The organism is Coleofasciculus sp. H7-1 (genome assembly GCF_057473865.1).
In genome coordinates this window covers 128908-153159 of sequence record NZ_JBYCCT010000072.1, presented here as the reverse complement: position 1 = coordinate 153159, position 24252 = coordinate 128908, and the positions used below count along the sequence as shown (strand labels likewise).

The window sequence follows — 24252 nt, the reverse complement described above, 5'->3', positions numbered from 1 at the left end:
ATTTTACTGGCAAACTCTTGATAGACAGTTTAAGAAGGTCAATTTCATCAACTAGCTATACCATATCAGTGCCTAGGGGCGATATACCACCCGTGCATCTAGTCCGCGCGATCGCAGTAGCTCGGAGCGGCTTTCGGCAAGATGTCGATTGGAAAATGCCCCTGCATTTACATAGGAACCTCGTTTCGATTTCGGCCCCAGATCCGCATTCGGTACATAGCGGAGGACTTTATTCAACGTTGCGTAATTCCCAGGTACGACTACCACGTAGCGATTCTCGGCAAAATCAATTCCTAATTCCCGTAGGGTTCGCGCATCTGCAACGCCGTCTGGGTATAAACGCCGAGCTTGCTGGAACCGCCTGACAGCTCGCTGGGTATTGGAACCATAAATCCCATCTATACCACCAGGATCGAAGCCTTGGTCTTTCAATCGCCGTTGGAGGTCTTCGACTTCGGAACCGCGATCGCCGGGTTGGAGACTTCTACTACTCCTGTCGTTCCGGTTGCTGTAGTCGCTCAGTCGTGGACTTGGACGACCGGCAACGTAGTCCTCTAGTGCGCGCAGCGTTTCTGAAGTAATCGTACCGCTAGGGTATAAACCTACACTTTCCTGGAACTTCCTGAGCGCTTGCGCCGTTTTTTGACCAAATTTTCCATCAATAGAACCGGGGTTGAAACCTGCCTGCGCTAACTGTTGCTGGACAAGCCTGATGTCTGAATAGGTATTTTCTGAATAGGTATTTTCTGAATAGGTATTTTCTGCCCTCAGTATAGGGGGGTTTGGAGCATAGAGGGTGGGGTTGTCCGGAGCATTGTCCAGAGTCCTATCTGGAGGCGGCAGCGTCGTAAACGGGTTATTGTTGAAGCTTTGGCTTACAGTCGGTCTAACTTCATTAAATAATTCTGCCCTGGTTCCTCGACCTACAATACCATCAGGCGTGAGTCGATTTGCTTGCTGGAATCGAATCACCGCATTTCTAGTTTGCGAGCCAAAATTGCCAGTGGCGGGTACACTAAAACCTCGCTCCTGTAAACGCTCCTGTAGTTCGCGTACCTCAGAGCCGCGATCGCCTTGCTTGAGCGCTCTTTGTGCCAACGCCTGAGAAGCTATCCCTAGCATTGCTAAGGTAACAGCAATCGATAGAAAATGAATCGTTGCTTGAACAGAAAGCTTTTTCCAATTCAATCCGGTCAGAAATTCCTGGTTTTCCCATACAGGAGAAACACCAGCTTTTTGTACAGGTGTTTCGTAGACTAAGGCTAGATGAAGATAGGCAAGGGTTTCCATTACTTTTTACAGTATAGATTTTAACGCCAGTCTAGCCGATTGATTGCATCAAATCGCACTCTTTATCGGCGGTATACTACTCGTGCATTCAGTCCTTGCGATCGCAACCTCTCTGACTGGCGTTCGGCTCCATATTCATTAGCAAATGCCCCTGCCTGAATATTTAAACTGCTACTGGAATTGTCCACATAAGCATCAGGCACATACTGGCGCACTTGGCGCAGCGTCTCGGCACTCTCAGCCATTACGATCACCGAGTAAGGAGAATTTGAAGTCGCCAGATACCCAGCTGCAAACCAGGTTTCCCGACCGATAATGCCGTCAACCTGTAAGCCCCTCGCCACTTGAAAACGCTTCACAGCTTGCTTGGTTTGCCAGCCATATTTGCCATCAATGGAACCGGGGTCGAAACCAGCCGCTTTCAGCCTTTCCTGAGCTTCGATGACTTCCGAGCCGCGATCGCCAAGTCGCAACCCGCGCTTACCAACGCTCATTGCACTCGACTGCGGACTGTTGTCTAACTTCTTACTTTTGTCCAGATATTGCTTTAATGCTGCTAGAGTCTCCGAACCCGCAATGCCGTCAGCGTCTAAGTCACTGGTTGCTTGGAAGCGCCTCACCGCCGCCTCTGTCAACTTGCCGTAGTATCCAGTGACAGGTCCCTTATAGTAGTTGGCTGCTATCAAGTTTGTTTGCAAAGCCCTCACTTCAGCACCCCTATCCTCTATCTGTATTGCGCTAGCACTGTTGAGCAAACTGAGGAGAGCTAGATTTAGCGCCAGCGATAGCAGATACCTACTCGCTGTGCTAGAAAGCTTTTGCCGATTGAGATCCTTAAAAAGTTCTAACTTCTCTAGAACCGGAAAAGCTCCAGGGTCTGTCGTTTCCTCGTAAGCTACTGCTACATAAAGATAGGCAAGCGTCTCCATTATTGTCCTGCAAAACTTTCAGCAGCTAATCCGCTCAATGAGGTTTGAACTGCTATTTTTGGCTTATTTTACGTTATTTTCACGTTTTTTGTTTACTAACTCAAGATAGAATTCTTTAAGGTAGATGATTTCCGGTCTGGTTTTTGAGAAACTCTATACATTTTCAGCCATTAAACTAAACCCTGGCATCAAAAATTAAGGCAACTATCACCGCTACACCAGTAATTCCTAAAGCTAGAAGCGGATGTTGACCTTGACTAACGGCAAAAGAAGTAACGATACCAGCACCCAATGCCGCTATAACGGCAGATCCCAGTAAATCTTGATGAGAGTTTTTATTGAACATCGTTGCGATCCAGCTGTCAAGTTAAAAATAGCTGTGACTTACAGTTTTATAACCTACCACCAGACTTTACTAGGTTGAAAAGTTGCCGGAATATTGCAATTAAGATTTAAATTAAGCTAATTTTCTTAACACGTCCCAGGGTTGCAGAAACGGGAGATTTCGATGCTGTACTGAAATCCCCCGCACTCAAATTTCTGTCCGATTCCGCCTATTGCTGTTGTTCTGTATCAACTCGCTCAATGTTACCGGCTTTGATCCAACCCTGTTGTTCGCCATCTTCCAGACGTACCTGTTGCCATCTTTTATCATCGCTTTCTTTGATGACCACAAGGCGCTGATTGTATCCAACCCCACCAACACGATTGGCATCCAGAGTTGGTGCCTCCCGTAGGCTTAAACCTTCGCGCCAGGTAACGCGAGCTTTGTAGGCTCCGGGTTCTAGCACTTCCGAAGCAGCCTCGCTGGGTGTCGGCGTCGGGTTGGGTTGAGCGGAGGACGCCGATGTTGGCTTGGAAGCGCCAGGAGAAGCCTTGGCTTTTAGCGCTGGTTTATCATTTGCATAAACCGGCTTAGGCGGAGGCGTTGAGAGTTTAGTTAGGAAGTAATAGGCGGTGGCACCACCAGCCACGACTAGGAGGGCGATCGCTAGAAAAAAACCAATTAAAAATTTTACTAAACCCGACCAACTCATGCTTGTGATTCCGGTTGTTGCAGCTGATGAAAGCGACTACTCAAAGGGCTGTGTCTCGATGCCATACGGGCTTTACCGGCGGCTGCCCAATCTTGCAAAAACTGGATTTGCTCTTGGGCAGTCCGAGCTAGGGGCACAATCTGACTGGCGGCTTCTAAAATATCATCGGTGGTGAAGTCTCGGTTCTGGCTAAAGCCAATGTGCATCGCTTCTATCAAGGTTTGCTCAATTTCTGCCCCAGAAAAATCGGGAGTTTCGTATGCTAGCCGATCGAGAGCGTAGCTACTCAAGTTGTGAGGTCGCAGCCTGGATAAGTGTACCGCAAAAATGGCGCGACGTTCCTCTTGTTCGGGCAAACCTACAAAAAAGATTTCATCAAATCTACCTTTGCGGAGCATTTCCGGAGGTAAAGCTTGAATATTGTTAGCAGTCGCCACAACGAATACGGGTGAAGTTTTTTCTGCCAGCCAAGTAATAAAGGTGCCAAAGACGCGACTGGTGGTTCCGGCGTCGCCTTTCCCATCAACTCCAGAGAAAGCTTTGTCAATTTCATCGATCCATAGCACGCAAGGAGCTAAAGCTTCCGCCAGCTGAATCATTTGCCGGGTGCGAGATTCCGATTCTCCCACCAATCCTCCAAAAAGACGCCCCACATCTAAGCGTAATAAAGGTAAGTGCCAGTGATGGGCGATCGCTTTTGCCGTCAGCGATTTTCCAGTCCCCTGAATTCCCACCAGGAGTAACCCTCTGGGATAAGGTAGACCATATTGCCTCGCTCGTTCTGAAAAGGCACTGCCGCGCCGCAGCAGCCAGTCTTTTAGGTTATCTAAGCCGCCAATATCAGAAATTCTCTCGCTAGTCGAATAAAACTCTAATATTTGCGTCTGGCGAATGGTTTGACGCTTTTCTTCCAGCACCAGTTCCACGTCTTCGGGGCGCAGTTCGCCGTGGGTAGCGATCGCTCGTGCCAAGACGCGACGAATCCGTTCCATCGATAGACCTTGGCAGGAACGCACCAGTTCATCCAAAATTTTGCTAGTGAGGGATTTACCTGTGGCACCTAGTAAGCGTTCCACTTCCGTCTTGATCTCTGCTGGCGCTGGCAACGGAAACTCCAGAATGGTTAAGACTTCACTCAAGTCGCTGGGAATGGCAATTTGCGGTGCGACGATGACAATATTTTTCGGCTGGGATTTCAGACGCCGTGACAGATTCCTCAGTTGGCGATAAACTGATATATCTTCTAAAAAACGGGAAAAATCCCGCAAAATAAAGATTCCTGGGGCAGATGCTGCCACTTTTTCCACAAATTCTAATGCTTGAACCGGATTGCGGCGTCCAAAACCAGCATCGTTGGGGTTGCCCTGGTAGCCATCGACAAAATCCCAGATATAGACTGGGCGATCGCCCAACCGTTGAGCCACCTGCGCGATCGCTGCTTCCACCCGCTCCTCTTCTGGAGTCGGAATATAAATTAATGGATATCGGGCGCGTAGCAGCAGTTCAAACTCTTCACTGAAGCTCATAGCTGTTATAGGATGTCAGTTGGTAGAAGACTTGCGGTTATCGCGTCTCCAGGTCAGTTGGTAAGGGCGCGAACAAAAATCTTGGCAACCCACAACTGTCTCTATTAAACCCGCCCGTACAGTCATTGTTGCTTGTTAGTTGCCAGCTAGCTGTAGAAACCCAGAAAAAGCATCTCACCTTAAAGGTCAGTTGGTATCCGGAAGGGCTATGCTTGTGCCCGTATACTTGTTTCTTGCCACTGACCGCTAACCACTGACTATTTAGGAAATTGTTTTTTGAGTGCTTCCAGAGCCTCCCATCGTCGGTCAGATAAACTGTCCGATCCATCAAGATTCGCTGGTTGAATACCCGAACAGTCTTTGTCACAAAGCTGCCTTGGGGGAATCGTCAAACACATTTGTTCGTATAGCCAAATATCAGGCTGAAAATGACCCTGTGGCGGCAGCATTTCCAACAAATCTTCGAGTGGTATTTCTCGTTCTATTGGCCCGGTATCTGGTTGCTCAGCCGCTTCATCTAACCAAATCATTTCTGATGTATTGATAGCTAGCCGGTGATTATACTGTTGCAAGCAGCGATGGCAAGTTAGAGTGACAATTGCTTCTGCCTTAACAGAAACATCTAGGTAATTTCCTTGATGGGAAACTTTTATCTGTCCGCGCACGGGCGTCAAAGTTTCCAGCTCTGGTAAAAACTCATCAATTTCAATGACTTCTGTGCGCTCTGGCGCTTTCAGCAGCCCAGGAATATAAATCGCCTTCATAATGCTTCAGCCATCCTTCCAACCCGATTAAAAAAGGAAAATGAAAAATGATTTTTTTTCTCATTTTCCTTTTTTAATTCTTAATTTCTTAATCGCACAACCAGACGCCGGTCTGGCTCTTGACCCCGACTATAGGTTTCTAAATCGTCGCACTCTTGAAAAAAAGTATGAACTTGACGCCGCTCCGCTGAAGACAAGGATTGCATTTCAAATTCTTGACCAGAGGAGCGAACTTGCTGAGCGGCATACTCAGCAAGTTCCTGGAGTTCCGCTTGACGCCGAGTGCGATAGCCATCAAGTTCAATGGTGTAAGCTGTCTGCTCCTCCCGTTCTTGACCCAAGTTCAAAATGGCATTAGCAAGATACTGGATGGCATCGAGAGTCGCACCTTCAGAACCAATCAAGGCTTGAATTTGTGCGGATGTTAGTTTGGTTTCGTCGATCGTCAACCAGTAAGTTTCTAATTCTGTTTGGGAGGAGTCGCTGCTTTGTGGAATCGTTTGGATTGCGGTTTCTTTGATGCCAGTAGGAAATTTGGCTAGTTGCAGGAGTTGCTCTAGCCACTGCTGACCCCGCTGCATTTTGCGATCGCTCATAGCTAACTCGAAGCCTTTTTCTTAGAACGACCCGGTTCAAAGGGAAGTGCTTCTCTTTCCTTAGCTTTCGTTTCTTTTTCTTGAACTTCTACCATTTTCTGAAGGTTTTCTGGCAGGGGTTCTCGCGACAAAATAAACGTCTGAGCAGTTTGGAAAATGTTAGCAATAACCATGTACATCAGCACTCCAGCTGGCAGCGGGAAGAACAAAAACATCCCAGAAAATAGGATTGGGGTAAGTTTGTTGACCGTAGCCTGCTGCGCGTTTGCATCGCTCATATCGTTCTGTCCGGAGAGAACTTGGTTGAGATACAAACTGATGCCAAAGAATAGCACCATGCCGATAATATCCCAATGGATGGTTCCGTCTTCATCAAAAGCGCCCACACGACCTAAGGCATCAATGAAGAGAAATCCTTTATCTGCCGCTAGTCCTGGAACTATTCCCTGAACTGTGACTTCCCCAGGCTGAAGAGCTTCCAGGGTGCCATCTTCATTCAACTGTACCCGTTCTTCGCCTTTAGTGACCTTCCAGTGGGGAATCAGCTTGGTTTCAGGATAGGCGGCGAGGAGTTCCCGAAGGGGTTTGCCCTCCACGGTTTGAAATTCAATTTTAGTCTTTTCCCCAATCGTCAGGCGGTTTCCTCCCGGCAGCAGCGCCGCAATGGGGGCATGAACGCCATCTGAAAAGTAAATGTTTTGTGGCGTTGTCACGAAAGCTTGCGGCTGAATCTGTTCAATTTGTTCTTGAGGAAAGATTTGCAAATTGAGCGTGTAGTTCACATCCGAGAACGGCGATCCCCGCAAGGTAGCAAACAATGCAAAGAGAACCGGCATTTGTAGCAACACGGGGAAGCACCCGGCTAAGGGGTTGCCGAATTCTTTGAACAGCTTGCTCATTTCCTCCTGCTGTTTTGCCGGTTCGTCCTTGTAAAGCTTCTGAATTTCTTCTTGTCGCTTTTTCATCAGCGGTTGGGAAACTTTCATCCGCCGCATATTGCGAATGGAGCCAGCACTCAGGGGATAGAGAGCAAAGCGAATCACAAGTGTCAGCGCCACGATGGCGAGACCATAGCTTGGCACAATCCCGTAGAAGAAATCCAGGATTGGCAGCATGACGTTATTGGAGAGAAACCCGATACCAAAGTCCATTCGTTCTGAGTTAGAGGGGGCGCTAGTAGCTTGGGATGAATCTTAATCTAAGTTATCTAATGTTTGTGATTTTTGGGTTATAAAACACACAAAAGCAATGGCAGAGTCACTTGGGAATTTTAGATAAGCAATTGACAATTCAATTCGAGCATCTAAAATTCCTGGGCTTTTGAGGCGATCTTATCGATTTGGGGAACCACCCGCCGGTTTGCCGGTTCTGGCTGCCACTTTCTCATTGATGTAGTCATAAATTTCCCGGAATCGAGGTAAGGCTCTGAGTTCCAGGCGACTGCCATCTCTAAGAGTGACTACCATATCGCCCCAGAGACCGATCCCACGGGCAACCTTAACGACATTGACAATTTCTGAGTAGATAATGTCGGTGCGATCGCGTCCCATCCAACCACCTGTTACCGAGATGCGGCGAGTGGTAATCCGGTAGCGCAACCAAAGCGCTCTCACAATCGCCCCTACGGTCAGAGGTATACAGATGACTGTAAATCCCAGCAGGATATTAATAATCAAATCACCTATGTGGGGACCCCCTTCATAGAAGGTTTCCTCTTTTATGCCCATTGAGTACCTCTGCTTCTGCCAACAACTGCTCTAATTCTCGCAAAATTTGACCATAATCGCACTCCACTGCTATCGGTCGCACAACGACTACCAACCGCCAGCCTGGTGCAATGCGGGGTAACATCTGACGGATAGCTGCCCGAATCTGTCGCTTGATCCGGTTCCGGATGACTGCCCGCTTGCTGACTTTTTGGCTGATGGAGATGCCGATGCGGGTTGGCATCACTTCAGCAGTTTTCATGACCGTCGCGCCGCTTGAGTGCCTCAAAGCTCGTAAAGCCAAGTGAGGGGCATTGCGACGCAGACCACTCTGGTACACAGCCGTGAAATCTTGCCGGTGCCTGAGTCGATTCGCTCTGGGTAATGCCACTGGAAACTCCACCCTACTGCGTGGCTTAAAAGAAGGCTGAAGGCGAAATAAATTCATCCTTCATCCTTACTTGTGTTTCTAAACGCAAAGGCGATAACGTCCCTTTTTTCGGCGAGCTTTGATGACAGCCTGACCATTTTTGGTACGCATCCGCGCCCGAAAACCAGACGTTCTTTTTTGCTTACGGTTAGTGCCGCCCAGAGTGCGCTGAGTCATCGGTTTTTACTCCAGATTTAGGAATCGCTGCTATAGAAAAAGTCACAATTCTCTAGCATAGCATCACATGGCGCTGCTTTTGCCAGCGCCTCTTGGCGGCACAGAAGCGGACGTGGACTGCGCCTTAATTAATACTCAGAATCCAGGTACCGAGATAACGGGGTAACGGTACATCGCCGGGAGTGAGAATCGCACCCGTGAAATAATAAGTTCCACCAAAAGGCGGGTTTTTCACGTTAGAGAAGATTAAGTCTACGCTGTTACCGGCAGCCACCGGCTCCTGCATATAAATCAGAAGCTTGTAATTTTCTTTGTCCCAGACAACCTCTTTGATGGGCACATTTTTCCCTTTGACACGGACTTCAACGTTTTTCGTGTCAAACTTGCCCTTATAGTAATCCGGATAAGTGACGACAAACTGAGCTGCCCCTAATTCCATTCTTTTAGCGGGAATCTTGAGCCGGTAGCGATCCCAATTATCCGCTTGACCGCCAAAATCTAACCGATAACTCAGCTGATTTTGCCGCTCAACACCGCTAAAAATGGTTAAACCGGGTAGACTCTGTGCTTGGGTGAGGCTGGCAAACCCGGTTAGCACGCAACCCGTCGCTGCTAGGGCAGAAATTAGGCGTCGCTTAGAGGATTTTGTTGACAACATAGGCTCTTGTACCTCAACAGTTGAGAGTGGGCTTCGTTACTAAACTTTACTATTTTTGACTCAAGCGGGTATGTAGCCGCACCGAATGAATCCTCCCCCGTGACGCGGGAAGCCGGAAGAAAGTGCCCCCAGAGGCAAGCATGGTGAGCTTTTGAGTCGAGCGATCGCTTAGGTTAGGGTAATGGAACCAGAGCAGCTAATAAGGACAGTTGATTTTAAACTAGCTACTGATTCAGCGATCGCGCTTAACGTCATTTTTTTATGTACTAATGTATATCATTATGTATTTTTTTGGTTATTTATTTAATAAATTTGAAAAAATCAACCGGAAACAACCCCTTCAATTAATCTGAATTGACGCCAGAGATAATAGGCACCAGAGGGTTTAAGAGAAAGCTTTTTATCATCGGTTGAAGCTTTGAAAACGGGTTCTAGGTGATATTGTCTTACGGACGCGCGTGAGTGTGGAAATTCTAAATTCATAAAACAAAGTTAAAGATATGGATCGGAATTTAGAAATCCACCTAGGATGCAAAAGGATAGGATGCAGAAGGGTCTCGTAGTATTGATTGGGAGAGTTCATGAGAATTGCGGTTGCAAAGGAAATTGAAGTTGGCGAACGTCGTGTGGCGCTGGTGCCTGACACTGTAGGCAGGTTAGTAAAACAGGGTCTAGAAGTGTGGGTAGAGGCGGGTGCTGGTGAGCAAGCGTTTTTCTTTGATGACGCCTATAAAGCAGCCGGTGCAACTATTGTCTCGGATACAGGTGCTTTGTGGCGCGAAGCGGATGTTCTATTAAAAGTCAATCCGCCGAAAGAGCATGAAATTCAGCAACTGAAGGAAGGTGGCGTGTTTATTGGGTTTCTAAATCCTCTGGGAAATCCAAACCTAATCCAGCGTTTAGCCGAGCGCAGAGTCACAGCCTTCAGTATGGAGTTGATCCCCCGCACCAGTCGAGCGCAGAGTATGGATGCTTTGTCTTCTCAGGCGGGAGTGGCTGGATATAAGGCGGTACTGATTGCGGCGGCGGCTGTGCCGAAGTTTTTCCCGATGTTGACGACAGCGGCGGGGACAATAGCACCGGCGAAAGTGTTTATCATGGGTGCAGGGGTGGCGGGACTGCAAGCGATCGCCACCGCTAGACGCCTGGGCGCTGTCGTAGAAGCTTTTGATATTCGTCCCGCCGTGAAGGAAGAGGTGCAAAGCCTAGGGGCGAAATTTGTCGAAGTGCAGCTAAATGAAGAAACCGTGGCGGTGGGTGGCTACGCGAAAGAAGTTTCTGAAGCCTCGAAGCAACGCACCCAGGAAGTCCTCACAGAACACGTCAAGCAAGCCGACGTAGTCATTACCACGGCTCAGGTTCCGGGCAGGAAAGCGCCCATCCTGGTGACTGAGGAAATGGTAGCCCAGATGAAACCGGGTTCGGTCATTGTCGATTTGGCAGCTGAGCAAGGCGGAAACTGCGCCTGCACGGAACCAGGCAAGGATGTACAGAGCAACGGAGTCACGATTATTGGCCCGATGAATTTACCTGCGTCTATCCCGGTTCACGCCAGTCAAATGTATGCCAAGAATGTTTTGACTTTGGTGCAATACCTGATTAAAGATAGCGCGTTGCATCTGAATTTTGAGGATGACATCATTAGCAGTACCTGCGTCACCAATAACGGTGAGATTCTCAATCAACGAGTACGGGAGGGTTTGACTCAGGTAACGATTAACGCCTAGAAAAACGGTGTAAGAAACCCATTTTCTCTCTGGAAAGCGGGTTTCTTTGCTATCAAATAAGTAAGCTCAAATTTGAAGATTGCCGGTGGGCATTGTCCACCTTGACCGCTGAATCAAGAAGGAGTAGCGAACTGAATGACAGAAACCTTAATTGGTGCTTTGTTTGTATTTGTCCTAGCGTCTTTTATCGGATTTGAAGTAATTAACAAAGTACCGCCGACACTCCATACTCCCCTAATGTCTGGGGCAAATGCGATTTCTGGAATTGCCGTGATTGGAGCGCTGATTGTCTGTGGGCCGCGCGAGTCAAATCTCAGCGTTATTTTGGGCTTGATTGCCGTGGTGCTGGCAACCATCAACGTGGTAGGTGGTTTCTTGGTGACGGATCGGATGTTGCAAATGTTTAAGAAAAAGGTAAGCGGGTAAGGGTAAAGGTAAGTTTTGAATTTTGAATAGAAGAAATTTCCCACTCAAAATTCAAACCCGAACACTCAAAACTCTTCTGATTACCAATCACCAATTACCGACTAACAAGTGATATGACCGAATTTCTGCCAACTGGGATACAGCTGACTTACTTAGTAGCAGCGTGTTTATTTATTCTGGGATTGAAGAAGCTGGGTTCACCGGCGACAGCTCGCACAGGCAATCAGTGGGCAGCTGTAGGGATGCTACTGGCTATCGTAGCAACACTGCTAGATAGGCAGGTGTTGAACTACGAAATGATTTTGGTGGGTTTGCTGATTGGTTCAGTGTTGGGAGCGATCGCTGCCTATAAAGTAGAAATGACTGCCATGCCTCAAATGGTGGGTTTGCTCAACGGTTTGGGAGGCTTAGCCTCTGCTCTCGTCGCCGTAGGAGAATTTTGGCGGCTCTTGGGCACGCAGCAAGCAATCCCCTTCGACGCCAACCTCTCGATTATCAGTAGCGTATTTATCGGCGGCGTCACCTTCACTGGCAGTATGATTGCCTTTGCCAAATTGCAAGGACTCATTAGTGGTTCCCCCATCACGTTTCCCTTGCAGCAACCCATCAATGCCCTCCTATTGGTAAGTTTTGCGGTAGCGAGTGCCTATCTGCTCGTCGTGCCAGACAACTTACCCGTATTTTTGGCAATGGTAGGGATCTCCTTACTCCTAGGCGTGCTGTTCGTAATTCCGATTGGCGGCGGCGATATGCCCGTCGTGATTTCGCTGCTGAACTCGCTCTCTGGGGTCGCTGCGGCGGCGGCTGGTTTCGTGGTCATGAACAATATGCTGATCATCGCCGGTGCCTTGGTGGGCGCGTCTGGCTTAATCTTGACCGAAATCATGTGTAAGGCGATGAACCGTTCCCTTGCCAGCGTGCTGTTCGGTGCCTTCGGGAAAGCTGGGGCATCTGGTGGTGCTGGTGGTGCAGATGGGGGCGATAAAAATGTCCACAGCATCGATGTAGAAGAAGGCGCGATGATGTTGGGATATGCTCGTTCTGTCGTGATTGTTCCCGGCTATGGCATGGCGGTGGCTCAAGCACAACACGCTGTCCGCGAATTGGCTGACGGGCTAGAAAAACTAGGTGTTGAGGTGAAATATGCCATTCACCCAGTCGCGGGACGGATGCCAGGACACATGAACGTATTGCTAGCTGAGGCGAATGTGCCTTATCCGCAGCTATACGACATGGATGATATCAATCCGCAGTTAGAGCAGACGGATGTGGCGCTGGTGATTGGGGCGAATGATGTCGTGAATCCAGCGGCGCGTCACGATTCTGCTAGCCCGATTTACGGGATGCCGATTCTGGAAGTAGATAAGGCAAAACACACGATTGTGATTAAACGCGGCATGAGTGCGGGTTTTGCCGGTGTGGATAACGAGCTTTTCTACAAAGACAAAACAATGATGCTATTTGGTAGTGCGCGGGATGTGGTGTCGAAGCTAGTTGCTGAAGTGAAGCAGCTTTAAATAAATTTTGAGTTTTATATCATCATTCAAAATTTTGATTCGGATACGATACCAGCTTGTTTCAGGAGTTTAATACTCCTGAAGCAATCTTTTATTTGGAATAAAAGATAGGTTAGGCTGGGCTTACCAGAGGCATCTGCTACATTCAGAAACCACGGCTATGTGATTTTGCATGAAAGCAGCATGAGACATTTTATCGCGGGTTTTACCGCCGCTTTAGTAGGTTTGGCGATCGCTTCGGTTGGTTCCGCTATGGCTCGTGAACCTGGTATCTATTTCAGGAATCACACCTCGTTTTCAGGCAAAGCAGATGCGATTTTGCCTCCACCGCCGATACTAACCAGCCAAACCGCGTCCTCCAGTCCAAAACAACCAGCAGAGGAAATTTCGGCGCTCTTAGACACGGTGGTGAAGGGCAACAGCTCGTTCGCCCTCGATCTCTATAGCCGTCTGCGGAAACAAGAAGGGAACCTATTTTTCTCCCCTTACAGCATTTCGACGGCACTCGCCATGACCTACGCTGGAGCTGGCGGACAAACGGCGACCGAGATGGCGAAAGTTCTCCACTTCACCTTAGAGCAAGAACGTCTGCATCCGACTTTTGCTGCGCTCATGGCAGAGCTAAACGCCAGCAAACAACAGGGATATCAAATTGCAGTTGCGAATCGGCTTTGGGGTCAAAAGGGCTATGCCTTCAGCGATCGCTTCTTGAAAACCACTCAGAACGACTACGGCGGGGGACTACAGGAGGTAGACTTTGCCAGTGCGACTGAAGAGGCTCGCCGCACGATCAACAACTGGGTCGCTCAAAAAACTGAGGACAAGATTCAAGACCTGATTGCTCCAGGGATTCTCTCTGCCAAGACGACGCTGGTGCTGACAAATGCCATTTACTTTAAAGGTGCCTGGTTCAGCCCGTTCGATCGGGAAAAAACCAAAGATCAGCCGTTTAATGTCACTCCAACGCAGCAGATTAGCGTGCCGATGATGTCCAAGACGGATCAATACGGCTGGGCAGATTTCGATAGCTTGCAAGTGCTAGAGCTGCCCTACGGTCAAGGAGAGGAGATATCCGAGGAATTATCGATGGTCATTCTCTTGCCCAAGCAAGTGGATGGGCTGGCTAATATGGAGCAGCAGCTGACGCCGAAAAACTTGGAACGGTGGTTATCGTCCCTCAAATACGAACAGATGGTTGCAGTTTGGCTGCCTAAGTTCAACCTCACTTCAGAGTTCGAGCTAAGCAAGTTACTGGCAAATATGGGGATGCCCGATGCTTTCAGTCTTCAAGCTGACTTCTCGGCGATGACCGGCAAGAAAGGTTTGTTCATCTCTGAGGTGATCCACAAAGCCTTTGTGGAGGTGAATGAGGAGGGCACTGAGGCAGCTGCGTCTACAGCGCTTGGGATGACTAGGGGCCCAAACAAAGAGTTTCGAGCCAATCGCCCATTTGTGTTCCTGATTCGGGACAATCGATCGGGTAGCATTTTGTTTCTCGGTCGTGTGTTGAATCCGCTACAGTCAACAGCGGCTGTTGGGAAGTAAAGTTGATGCCGATCGCGTGGGAAATCGAGAAAATAGAAGATAGAGGGTTCCCAGCATTGTTGCCTTTATCCTGAATTAGGAGTCTGCCAGCTGTGGTTGTACAAATATCTGATAGCACCTACGAAGTCAAGACCCAAGAAATTGCCAAACAGCTGTTGGCAGCAACGAGAGAAAATCGCTCCTTGTTTGCCCAAATGCGCGACCAAATGCGCTGGGATGATAAATTACTTGCCTGGGCAATGAGCAACCCTGGTTTGCGGGTGCAGCTGTTTCGCTTCATTGACTGTCTGCCTGCGCTGCATAGCAAACCGGAAGTTGCTCGTCACTTGCAAGAATACCTGGCGGATGAGTCGGTTGAATTACCGGCGAATCTGAAAGGGATGCTCAACTTTGCTTCTCCAGACTCGATGCCCGGTCAGGTAGCAGCGACAACAGTGAATACAGCAGTTGAAACCTTAGCGCATAAATATATCGCTGGGGAAAGCATTAAACAGGTTATTAAGACGGTTGAGCGATTGCGTAAGGAGAAAATGGCTTTCACCATCGACCTGTTGGGGGAGGCGGTGATTACGGAAGCTGAGGCGCAGTCGTATTTAGACAGATATTTGGAATTGATGCAGCAGCTGACGGAAGCGGCGAAGACGTGGACGCGGGTGCCGACAATTGACCAAGCAGATGGAGAAGAGTTACCACAAGTTCAGGTATCTGTCAAGTTAACAGCGTTTTATTCGCAGTTCGATCCGTTGGATGCCAAGGGGAGTGAGGAGCGAGTGAGCGATCGCATCCGGCTTCTATTACGTCGCGCCCAAGCGTTGGGGGCTGCCGTTCACTTTGATATGGAACAGTATGCCTACAAAGATTTGACGCTCTCGATCCTGAAACAGTTGTTGATGGAAGAGGAGTTCCGGAGTCGCACGGATCTAGGGATAACGCTGCAAGCTTATCTGCGCGACAGCGAACAAGATTTGCGCGGCTTGATTGACTGGGCGAAACAGCGTGGCTATCCCCTGACAGTGCGCTTGGTAAAAGGGGCGTACTGGGATCAAGAAACTATCAAGGCGATGCAGAAAGATTGGCAAGTGCCAGTTTACAACGACAAAACTGCAACCGATGCCAATTTTGAGAAGATGACCCAGCTGTTGCTGGAAAATCATGAGTATTTGTACGCGGCAATTGGCAGTCATAATGTGCGATCGCAAGCGCGGGCGATCGCGATTGCTGAAAGTTTGAAAATTCCCCGCCGTCGCTTTGAGATGCAAGTTTTGTACGGCATGGGCGATAAGCTGGCAAAAGCTCTCGTCGATAAAGGTTATCGGGTGCGGGTGTATTGTCCTTATGGGGATTTGCTACCGGGAATGGCTTATTTGATTCGCCGGTTGCTGGAAAATACTGCCAATAGTTCATTCTTGCGGCAAAATTTGGAAGAGCGCCCGATTGAGGAATTGTTAGCACCGCCAGTGGTAAATTCTCCCAAACCCCCCCTTAAAAAGCAGGGACAATTCCCGAATGCGGCGGATACGGATTATGCTGAGGCGGAGGAAAGGAAGCGATCGCAACAAGCCTTGCAAACTATGCGCGAACAGTTGGGTAAAACCTATTTACCTCTAATCGACGGTGAATATGTAAACACTTCCCAAATCGTCGATTCAGTGAATCCTTCCAACCCCAGTGAGGTGGTTGGCAAAATCGGATTGATTAGCGTAGAACAGGCAGAACAGGCTATCCAAGCCGCAAAAGCAGCATTTACCAGTTGGCGGCGGACTCCGGTGCCAGAACGGGCTGGAGTGTTGCGTAAAGCAGCAGATTTGATGGAAAAACGCCGCGCCGAATTATCCGCGTGCATGGTATTAGAAGTTGGTAAGCCAGTGCGGGAATGCGATGGTGAAGTTTCCGAGGCGATAGACTTCTGCCGTTACTACGCCGACGAAATGGAACGGCTGGATGCTGGGCACAATTATGACATCGCGGGGGAAACCAACCGCTATAACTACCAGCCACGAGGGATTTCTCTGATTATTTCCCCTTGGAATTTTCCCTTGGCGATTCCCACCGGCATGACAGTGGCGTCGCTGGTGGCGGGAAATTGTACGCTTCTCAAACCGGCTGAAGTTTCATCGGTGATTACAGCGAAACTCAGTGAAATTCTGGTAGAAGCAGGCATTCCTAGTGGGGTGTTTCAATACGTACCCGGAAAGGGTTCAACGGTGGGTGCTTATATGGTGAAGCATCCCGATGTCCAGATGATTACTTTCACGGGTTCTCAGGAAGTCGGCTGTCGGATTTACGCCGATGCGGCGATTTTACAACCAGGGCAAAAACACCTAAAGCGGGTAATTGCCGAAATGGGTGGCAAGAATGCCATTATTGTCGATGAAAGTGCCGATCTCGACCAAGCTGTGCAAGGTGTGGTGCATTCCGCCTTTGGTTACAGCGGACAGAAGTGTTCGGCTTGTTCGCGGGTAATTGTTCTAGAACCCATCTATGATGCCTTTGTGGAGCGTTTGGTGGAAGCGACGCGATCGCTCAATGTTGGCCCTGCGGAGGCACCCAGCACCCAAGTTGGCCCCGTGATTGATGCAACCGCACGCGATCGCATTTTGGGATATATCGAGAAAGGGCGTCAGGAAGCCAAAGTGGCGCTGGAAATGTCCGCACCCAACAACGGCTATTTTGTCGGTCCGACGATTTTCTCAGAAGTCCCGCCAGAGGCGACAATTGTCCAAGAAGAAATTTTTGGTCCGGTTCTAGCAGTCATGCGGGTGAAGAATTTTGAGGAAGCGATCGCGGTTGCTAATAACACCAACTTCGCTCTTACCGGCGGTCTATATTCGCGCACACCTTCCCACATTCAACAAGCTGAAAGCGAATTTGAAGTGGGCAATCTTTACATCAATCGTGGCATCACTGGCGCAATTGTAGCAAGGCAGCCCTTTGGTGGTTTCAAACTCTCCGGTGTCGGTTCTAAAGCAGGTGGCCCAGATTACTTGCTACAATTCCTCGAACCCCGCGTGGTGACAGAAAATATCCAACGCCAAGGATTTGCTCCTATTGAAGGAGTCGATTAGAGCATCATTCTAGTCGCTAGAGAAACCAGCCTCCAAAGTGGTTAATTCTCTGCTCATCTGTTCAACATCCTGAAATATGGTGATAAGGGCGATCGCATACTCGGTGATGCCCTTATTTTTTTTGACTGACTTTTCCCTCACTCTCACGGGCATATTTATTAAATTTTCCTAAAAAATTGCCAGTTTTTTGCAATTCTATACTAAAACTTTGACAAATCTAGTAAAGATTGGCTTTGAATTATAAGATTGTCTGCATCTAACTTGCACAGAATGATGAGTCGTTTTTTGTTGGTTGGTGCAGCTACTATTAACGCATCTGTACGTTAATTGCAGACCTACCTAAACGACTAACTATTAACCGAAACTATCCAGTAGATTAGGTTGAATATTTAGGATTTTAGCAACTTTTGATTCTTAAAAATTAAATAATTTTGATATATGGACAACCAACTAAAGTTGACTTGGGCACTTCCTCCGACTTGGTTACGGTTCTTAATCATCGTTCTGTTAGTGCTGGGTGTATTTTTTCGATTCGTCAATCTTGATAAAAAAGTTTACTGGTACGATGAGACTCTTACCTCACTAACAATTTCTGGCTTTACTAAAGACGAGTTATATCAACAAGTCTTCAATGGTAGTGAAGTTGGCGTCGAAGATTTATTAAAGTATCAGTACCCCAATCCTGAAAAAGGCTTAATTGATACTGTTAGTTCTTTATCGTTAGATTCCCCAGAGCATCCACCATTCTATTTCATAATGGCGCGGTTTTGGGTGCAGCTTTTTGGCAATTCAGTGGCAGTGACGAGAAGTTTGTCTGCTGTCATTAGCTTGCTAGCGTTCCCTTGCATTTACTGGCTGTGTCTAGAATTATTTGAGTCACCTTTAGTAGGATGGATCGCGATCGCACTGATAGCTGTCTCACCCTTTCACGTCCTGTACGCACAGGAAGCACGAGAGTATAGTTTGTGGATAGTGACAATTCTACTATCAAGCGCGGCTCTGCTGCAAGCTATACGGCTAAAAACCAAAATTGGTTGGGTAATCTATGCGGTAACTGTAGTAGTTAGTCTCTATACTTATTTGTTTTCTGCATTAGTTTTAATTGGACATGGACTCTATGTAGCTATAACTGCAAGCTGGCGATTGAATAAAACAACTCTTTCTTATTTGTTTGCATCTGTTGTAGGAGTTGTAATTTTTACGCCTTGGTTTTTTTTTATCCTCGCTCATCATAGTTCAATGAGTTGGACAGCAGAAAAAATCTCCTGGTTAGATATGGTTAAAATTTGGGTACTTAACCTAATTCATGTTTTCCTAGATATTAAATTTAATTTAAACAATCCACTTACATATTTAATTCCTTTTATTTTAATTTTGGTAGGCTATTCCATTTATTTCCTCTATCGCAACGCTACAAAGCAGGCTTTTGTTTTTATATTCACTTTAATGGGAGTAACAGCCCTAGCCTTATTACTACCAGATATAATAAAGGGAGGGCGTTGGTCAAGTGTTGCTCGATATCTAACCCCGTTTTATTTAGGTATTCAGATAGCTGTTGTTTATCTATTGGCTAATAAGATAAAATTTTATGTTAATAATAAACAAAGAAAAATAGGGAGGGTTGCAATAATTTTATTATTTTCATGTGGAGTTCTATCATGTGCGACCAGTTCTCAAGCAGAAGGTTGGTGGAATAAGTTTCATAACTCGCAAAATGCTCAAATTGCTCGGATGATTAACCAAGCTGATTCTCCGCTGGTGATTAGTGATTCTTCTCATGGTGATATCCTTTCTCTGAGTCATTTGTTGGATAATAAAGTGCGTTTCCAGCTAGTAATTGAACCAAAGATACCAAAAATTGTAGATGGTTTTAGCGATACATTTTTATTCAGCCCTTCTAAGACATTGCTATCAGGGCTACAGATAAACCATAACGACACAATAAAGCCTATTTACAAACGAAAGCTTTGGAAAGTAGTGAAAAATTAATGTGTGCCTTAGTTAGATGTCATAGTTTTTTAGAGAGTGATAGCTTTATAGAAAAGGGTTTCTATACTCCATCAATAAAACAAAAAAATGTTTTCTGCTCAAGGGTAGGGGTAACTTTTATATAAAAAATGGATTGGAGTAAATGGGAAAAAGATTAGAGGAAGCAGGGATTCCTCATGTCAAGATGAGAAAGAAGTTAGGAGAACCCATCTGGATTTTGTGACCGATAAAGATAAAATCACTAAGTTTAAAAATAAAAGTCTGCTAGTTCTAGGGATCATTTGGCTGGTGGGGGCAGTAAGCGATCGCATTTGGTTTACTCTTGACCATTCGGTGCCAGCTTGGGATCAGGCGGATTACTTGACTGGATCGTTGAACTACTGGAGGGCTTTGCAACAACCCCAGTGGTTTTCAGGCGAGTGGTGGACAAGTTTTTGGCTTTTGACATCCAAAGTGCCGCCTTTGACCTACATTGCGACTGCTATCGTCCAGCATCTCTTTGGTACGGGGGCGGATCAAGCCACGCTGGTTCAGTTGCTATTCAGTGCGATGCTTTTGGGTTCTGTTTATGGTTTGGGCGTCCAGCTATTTAGCATTGAAGTCGGTTTATGGGCGGCTGGGCTGTGCCAATTGTTACCGGGCATCTATCAATATCGTCTGGATTTTTTGCTGGATTATCCGCTGACAGCTGTTGTGACGTTGAGTTTCTTTTGCTTGACGGTTTGGCGGAATTGTCGAGGCGCAGAGGCGCAGAGGGCGCAGAGAAGAGAATGGGTTTGGGCGGCGGCGTTTGGGCTTTCTTTGGGGCTGGCGCTAATGGTAAAGCAGACAGCGCTGTTCTTTTTGTTGACGCCGATTTTGTGGGTGGGGTTTGGTACGATTCGGCACCGGGCATGGGGACGTTTGGCGCAGCTGGTTACTGGGTTGCTGCTGTCGGTTTTGGTATTTGGTCCTTGGTATCGCACCAATTGGCTGCTGATGCTGACGGCTGGAAAACGGGCGACAGTGGATTCAGCGATCGCTGAGGGAGATCCCGCCCTCAATACTCTAGACGCCTGGACTTACTACTGGAAAATTCTCCCTTACCATGTATCCTGGCCTTTGTTACTCATTCCGATTGTGGGATTGCTGATCTATTCAATTAAAAAATTAAAAACTCAAAATGAGAATTCTTCAATTTTTAATTGTTCATTTTTAACTTTTAATTCAATTGCTTGGCTGGCGGTGTTTTGGGTGGGAGCTTATTTGCTTTGTTCGCTGAATATCAATAAGGATTCTCGCTATGTCTTGCCTTACTTGCCGGTGGTGGCGCTATTTTTAGCTTATGGTTTGACACGCCAGACAGGGCGCTGGAAACATCACATCCGTTGGGGAACGGTTGGTTTGGCGGTGCTGCTGATGTTTCTGAACTTGTTTCCGGTGGGAGGGATGTTTTCCAATTTAAGGCAAGTCCTCAGTCCCTACGCTCAGCATCCAGTTTATCTGGGAGAAAAATGGCCTCACCAACAAGCGATCGCACAAATTATTCAAACCGAACCTTATCTGCGTTCGACACTGGGAGTATTACCCTCAACCGCAAAAATTAACCAGCACAATTTCAATTACTACGGTGCTTTAGAAAATTTTCAGGTGTATGGGCGTCAGGTGGGAACCAGAAAGAAGTTTGTCGCTCAAGATGCGCGATCGCTTTCTTGGTTCCTCACGAAAACTGGCAAGCAAGGATCGATTCCAGACGCGCAAGCAATCATCGTCCAAACTGTAGAACAAGGTTCGGATTTCCAGTTGCACAAGACTTGGGATTTACCCGATGACAGTGTTCTGAAACTCTATCATCGCAAAACGCCGCCCATCCAGGTACAACCACTATTATCAGAACCCCATACTCAAGTCAGTCTAGAACGGTTGACAGTACCTGACAATGCTCCACCAGGGATTCCCGTACCTGTCACCTACGAATGGTCTGGTTCTTGGGAACAGTTGCAATCCGGTTTAGTGCTGCTGACTTGGCGAATGAGCGATCAATCCTCGCCCGTGAGTCTTCAAACCTTGCCCGTGAGTCTTCAAACCTTGCCCGTGAGTCTTCAATCCTCAATCGTCAGTTCTCAATCCTCGCCCGCGAGTCTTCAATCCTCGCCCGTGAGTCTTCAATCCTCAATCGTCAGTTCTCAATCCTCGCCCGTGAGTTTTCAATCCTCGCCCGTGAGTCTTCAATCCTCGCCCGTGAGTCTTCAATCCTCAATCGTCAGTTCTCAAACCTCGCCTGTGAGTCTTCAAACCTCGCCTGCGAGTCTTCAAACCTCGCCTACGAGTCCAGATTATCGCTGGCTGCACGATCACGGGATTGGCATGGGAGCATTGTATCCAGAAGTTCTTCCATCTGGGCGTTCTGCTGATGGTTTTCGAGTGATAGAAAAGATGGCGATGCTGCCTCCAGCAAATATATCGGCTGGAATTTACACTCTGGAGGCGACTTATCTGAACCGACAAACGGGTGAAACGTACCCAATCCAGGTGCCACCCGTGACACTAAAGATTGAACCCCTAGCAGCCGCCACACCCGCGCCTGAATTGGATTTGCTCACACATCTGCGGACTCTAGCCGCTACCTTACCCCAAGGAACAGACGCTCTAGAGTCGGTATTTGAAGAAACTGGGCGCATCAACCAGTACGATCCCATTCAAGACTATCTCAATCAGAGCTTAACCGCCTTGGAATATCGGCTGCAACAGGAACCGCAAAACCGGGATTGGGCATACGCGCTGGCTCTGTCAAAGGCTCTGAAGCGACAAGTAAAAGGTGCGATCGCTGCCTTAGAACGAGTCGTTCAGCTCGACTCCCAAAATCCCTATGCTTATGCCTATCTCGCCTTTGTCCATCTTTACGATTGGCATCCCGCAGACGCCCAAAAAGCTTTGAAACCAGCCCTTGCCATCAACCCTAACTTATCTGAACTTCAAGCCCTTAATGGTGTGGCAATGCTCATGCAAGGCAATCTCGTAAAAGCTTGGCAGACGTGGGAAGAATTAAAAATTAAAAATTAAAAATTAAAAATTAAGAGGATTAAAAGGCAGAATCAAAAATAAAAATGTCACAAGAAAGATGAAGAAAGACATTTGCGAGCGTACATTTGCGTTTGCAGTTCGGATAGTAAACTACCTACACCAACCCTAAGCGGGTATGGTGTAGGCTTTCAGTAGCCCTGGTTCATCCAAGCGACAGCTTAGAATCTCCGAGCCTCTAGGCTGGTTTACAGCACAGCCCCAAAGTTCAATCATTTTTGCGCCATTTGCATCAGCATCATCGTGGTTGCCGCAATGCCTACACTTAAACGTCTTGCCGCTTCTTAGCCCGATATGCAGGCATTTCGCGCACGTTTGAGACGTATAAGCAGGCGGAATCAGATCAACCTTCACGCCAGCAATCACCGCTTTGTATTGGATAAAAGTTCGCAACTGGTGGAACGCCCATGAGTTAGAGCGTCGTCGCTCTGTTTTGTTTCTGGGCTGCTCATTGGTGCGTTCCCGAATTCCGGTTAAGTCTTCCAGTGCAATACTCGACGCGGTTTGAACAGCTTCAGACACAATCTTTTTGCTGATGCTGTGGTTGACCCAAGCTTGAAATCGCTTCTCGCGACCCGATAGCCGTTGCAAGATCCCATTCACCCTACGGCGCGTGGTTCTTGTGCCCTTCGAGCGTTTCTGTTGCAGAGAAGCTCTCACCCTGGAATGCCGATCTCTAACCTCCGTTATTGGCTTGCCTGAAAAACTCTGACCCGTAGACATTACAGCGATATCGCGCCTGCCTAAATCAACACCGATGACCTTTCCTGATGGCAATGGATCATCGCTAAGGATATCGACGCAGATATGCAGATAATATTTGCTGTCGCGGTGCTTGCAAAGGGTTGCTGATGTTGGATTCTTACCTTTGAGTTTGCCTCGCTGGTAGTTGCCAATCATCAACTTGAACCGTTCTCTTACGCCCAAAAGCGTTAATGATGCCGTCCAGTCTTTCTCGCGAAACGAGAAGATCCGAGCATCGTAATCAGCACTGGTCGGAGAAAACGCTTCTACGATAGCCCCTTTCGACTTTGCGGTTTTACGATTTGCTCCAACTCTGGCGCAAACTCGAACCGCTTGATTGGAACTTAGCCCAAACTTAGCCCGTAAGTCACGATAGACCAACGTTTGAATCGTTGCTTTGTTGGTAATCTTGGAATCCACTTCTTGATTCGTATAGTTGCAGCCATCCGCAAACGCTTGTAACAGAGCATCAATTTTATCTGCCTGCTCTGGCGTTGGGTTGAGGAAGCAAACTAGCGTAATCGTTGATTCCATGAGTCCTAAAAGCTCACTTGTGAATATCATAGACAATCCGACGAGAAATAGTCGGTTTGCAGCATAAGAGTTTGTAGATTGCAGCGCTGATAGATTCTCGCGTCAAACATGGTTCACCTATCGCGCTGCAATCTACGCGGCATTCCTCCCGCCACTGAATCAGAGATTACAGTGCGGGCATCCTGCCTAGACTAGGTGAGATTGTGTCAGCACTTAGATGAGAAACCAGGTGTAAGAAGGACTCTTAGCAATCAGCTGTTGAGGTCGGGAACATCCATTGGGGCTAATGTTCAAGAAGCACGGGCGGGGCAAAGTAGGGCTGATTTTTTGAGTAAGATGGCGATCGCACTCAAGGAAGCCCGCGAAACTCATTATTGGTTGCGGCTGCTGATTGTCACAGAAGTTCTATCTCAAGCAGCACTTTTGCCACTCCAAACCGAAGTTGAAGAACTGACAAGGATTATTGGCCCAATTATCGTTTCTACCCAGAAATCTAACCCATAACTCAACCTTCAATGTTTTGTAATTTGTA

The 24252-nt window shown here is 47.6% G+C and carries 22 protein-coding genes; 8 read left to right on the top strand and 14 right to left on the bottom strand.

What is annotated here, in order from left to right; translation table 11 throughout:
- Nucleotides 1-72: 72 nt before the first annotated feature.
- The 12 genes from AC2VDX_RS20890 to AC2VDX_RS20835 form a co-directional block, all read right to left on the bottom strand.
- Nucleotides 73-1290, bottom strand: a complete 1218-nt coding sequence (locus tag AC2VDX_RS20890; RefSeq protein ID WP_378184516.1) for a peptidoglycan-binding domain-containing protein — start codon at nucleotides 1288-1290, stop codon at nucleotides 73-75.
- A gap of 62 nt (nucleotides 1291-1352) precedes the next feature.
- The gene (locus tag AC2VDX_RS20885; protein WP_378184515.1) at nucleotides 1353-2219 is read right to left on the bottom strand and encodes a peptidoglycan-binding domain-containing protein; all 867 of its coding nucleotides are present in this window, start codon (nucleotides 2217-2219) and stop codon (nucleotides 1353-1355) included.
- 175 nt (nucleotides 2220-2394) lie between these two features.
- Nucleotides 2395-2565: a hypothetical protein gene (locus AC2VDX_RS20880; protein ID WP_378184514.1), complete on the bottom strand. Its 171-nt coding sequence runs from the start codon at nucleotides 2563-2565 to the stop codon at nucleotides 2395-2397.
- A gap of 208 nt (nucleotides 2566-2773) precedes the next feature.
- A complete protein-coding gene (locus AC2VDX_RS20875) occupies nucleotides 2774-3256 on the bottom strand; it encodes an SH3 domain-containing protein (RefSeq protein ID WP_378184513.1) in 483 nt (160 codons plus the stop codon).
- Nucleotides 3253-4782, bottom strand: coding sequence for an AAA family ATPase (locus AC2VDX_RS20870; protein WP_378184512.1), 1530 nt, complete (start codon nucleotides 4780-4782; stop codon nucleotides 3253-3255). Before AC2VDX_RS20870 ends, AC2VDX_RS20875 begins: the two co-directional genes overlap by 4 nt.
- A gap of 257 nt (nucleotides 4783-5039) precedes the next feature.
- Nucleotides 5040-5546 carry a YceD family protein gene (locus AC2VDX_RS20865; protein ID WP_378184511.1) on the bottom strand — a complete coding sequence of 169 codons (507 nt, stop codon included), beginning with the start codon at nucleotides 5544-5546 and terminating at the stop codon, nucleotides 5040-5042.
- An 80-nt stretch (nucleotides 5547-5626) separates the two neighbouring features.
- The gene (locus tag AC2VDX_RS20860; RefSeq protein WP_378184510.1) at nucleotides 5627-6142 is read right to left on the bottom strand and encodes a Jag family protein; all 516 of its coding nucleotides are present in this window, start codon (nucleotides 6140-6142) and stop codon (nucleotides 5627-5629) included.
- A gap of 2 nt (nucleotides 6143-6144) precedes the next feature.
- Nucleotides 6145-7293 (bottom strand): membrane protein insertase YidC, encoded by a 1149-nt coding sequence (gene yidC / locus AC2VDX_RS20855; RefSeq protein ID WP_378184509.1) that lies wholly within the window; start codon nucleotides 7291-7293, stop codon nucleotides 6145-6147.
- Between the two features lie 180 nt (nucleotides 7294-7473).
- Nucleotides 7474-7869: a PH domain-containing protein gene (locus tag AC2VDX_RS20850; protein ID WP_378184508.1), complete on the bottom strand. Its 396-nt coding sequence runs from the start codon at nucleotides 7867-7869 to the stop codon at nucleotides 7474-7476.
- Complete coding sequence (gene rnpA / locus AC2VDX_RS20845) at nucleotides 7841-8296, bottom strand: ribonuclease P protein component (protein ID WP_378184507.1); 456 nt, start codon at nucleotides 8294-8296, stop codon at nucleotides 7841-7843. The genes AC2VDX_RS20850 and rnpA overlap by 29 nt, the downstream gene beginning before the upstream one ends.
- Before the next feature lie 21 nt (nucleotides 8297-8317).
- Nucleotides 8318-8455, bottom strand: a complete 138-nt coding sequence (rpmH, locus tag AC2VDX_RS20840) for a 50S ribosomal protein L34 (protein ID WP_378184506.1) — start codon at nucleotides 8453-8455, stop codon at nucleotides 8318-8320.
- A 124-nt stretch (nucleotides 8456-8579) separates the two neighbouring features.
- Nucleotides 8580-9113, bottom strand: a complete 534-nt coding sequence (locus tag AC2VDX_RS20835; RefSeq protein WP_378184505.1) for a DUF2808 domain-containing protein — start codon at nucleotides 9111-9113, stop codon at nucleotides 8580-8582.
- A 581-nt stretch (nucleotides 9114-9694) separates the two neighbouring features.
- On the opposite strand from AC2VDX_RS20835, the gene AC2VDX_RS20830 reads away from it, so the two are divergent.
- The 5 genes from AC2VDX_RS20830 (at nucleotide 9695) to pruA (ending at nucleotide 17393) form a co-directional block, all read left to right on the top strand.
- Complete coding sequence (locus AC2VDX_RS20830; RefSeq protein WP_378184504.1) at nucleotides 9695-10840, top strand: Re/Si-specific NAD(P)(+) transhydrogenase subunit alpha; 1146 nt, start codon at nucleotides 9695-9697, stop codon at nucleotides 10838-10840.
- A gap of 135 nt (nucleotides 10841-10975) precedes the next feature.
- Nucleotides 10976-11266 carry an NAD(P) transhydrogenase subunit alpha part 2 gene (locus AC2VDX_RS20825; RefSeq protein ID WP_190412730.1) on the top strand — a complete coding sequence of 97 codons (291 nt, stop codon included), beginning with the start codon at nucleotides 10976-10978 and terminating at the stop codon, nucleotides 11264-11266.
- 113 nt (nucleotides 11267-11379) lie between these two features.
- Nucleotides 11380-12783 (top strand): NAD(P)(+) transhydrogenase (Re/Si-specific) subunit beta, encoded by a 1404-nt coding sequence (locus AC2VDX_RS20820; protein WP_378184503.1) that lies wholly within the window; start codon nucleotides 11380-11382, stop codon nucleotides 12781-12783.
- A gap of 183 nt (nucleotides 12784-12966) precedes the next feature.
- On the top strand, nucleotides 12967-14328 hold the full coding sequence (locus AC2VDX_RS20815) for a serpin family protein (protein WP_378184502.1): 1362 nt from the start codon (nucleotides 12967-12969) through the stop codon (nucleotides 14326-14328).
- A 92-nt stretch (nucleotides 14329-14420) separates the two neighbouring features.
- Nucleotides 14421-17393 carry an L-glutamate gamma-semialdehyde dehydrogenase gene (pruA, locus tag AC2VDX_RS20810; protein ID WP_378184501.1) on the top strand — a complete coding sequence of 991 codons (2973 nt, stop codon included), beginning with the start codon at nucleotides 14421-14423 and terminating at the stop codon, nucleotides 17391-17393.
- Between the two features lie 9 nt (nucleotides 17394-17402).
- Here the strand turns inward: pruA and AC2VDX_RS20805 are convergent, their stop codons facing one another.
- Nucleotides 17403-17534 carry a hypothetical protein gene (locus AC2VDX_RS20805; protein ID WP_486928237.1) on the bottom strand — a complete coding sequence of 44 codons (132 nt, stop codon included), beginning with the start codon at nucleotides 17532-17534 and terminating at the stop codon, nucleotides 17403-17405.
- Between the two features lie 297 nt (nucleotides 17535-17831).
- On the opposite strand from AC2VDX_RS20805, the gene AC2VDX_RS20800 reads away from it, so the two are divergent.
- Both AC2VDX_RS20800 and AC2VDX_RS20795 read left to right on the top strand, forming a co-directional pair.
- On the top strand, nucleotides 17832-19382 hold the full coding sequence (locus tag AC2VDX_RS20800; RefSeq protein ID WP_378184499.1) for a glycosyltransferase family 39 protein: 1551 nt from the start codon (nucleotides 17832-17834) through the stop codon (nucleotides 19380-19382).
- 219 nt (nucleotides 19383-19601) lie between these two features.
- Nucleotides 19602-22424 carry a glycosyltransferase family 39 protein gene (locus AC2VDX_RS20795; protein ID WP_378184498.1) on the top strand — a complete coding sequence of 941 codons (2823 nt, stop codon included), beginning with the start codon at nucleotides 19602-19604 and terminating at the stop codon, nucleotides 22422-22424.
- 126 nt (nucleotides 22425-22550) lie between these two features.
- Here the strand turns inward: AC2VDX_RS20795 and AC2VDX_RS20790 are convergent, their stop codons facing one another.
- Nucleotides 22551-23720, bottom strand: coding sequence for an RNA-guided endonuclease InsQ/TnpB family protein (locus tag AC2VDX_RS20790; RefSeq protein WP_378184497.1), 1170 nt, complete (start codon nucleotides 23718-23720; stop codon nucleotides 22551-22553).
- 195 nt (nucleotides 23721-23915) lie between these two features.
- Between AC2VDX_RS20790 and AC2VDX_RS20785 the strand changes: the two genes are divergently transcribed.
- Nucleotides 23916-24224 (top strand): four helix bundle protein, encoded by a 309-nt coding sequence (locus AC2VDX_RS20785; RefSeq protein ID WP_378184496.1) that lies wholly within the window; start codon nucleotides 23916-23918, stop codon nucleotides 24222-24224.
- The last annotated feature ends 28 nt before the right edge of the window (nucleotides 24225-24252 follow it).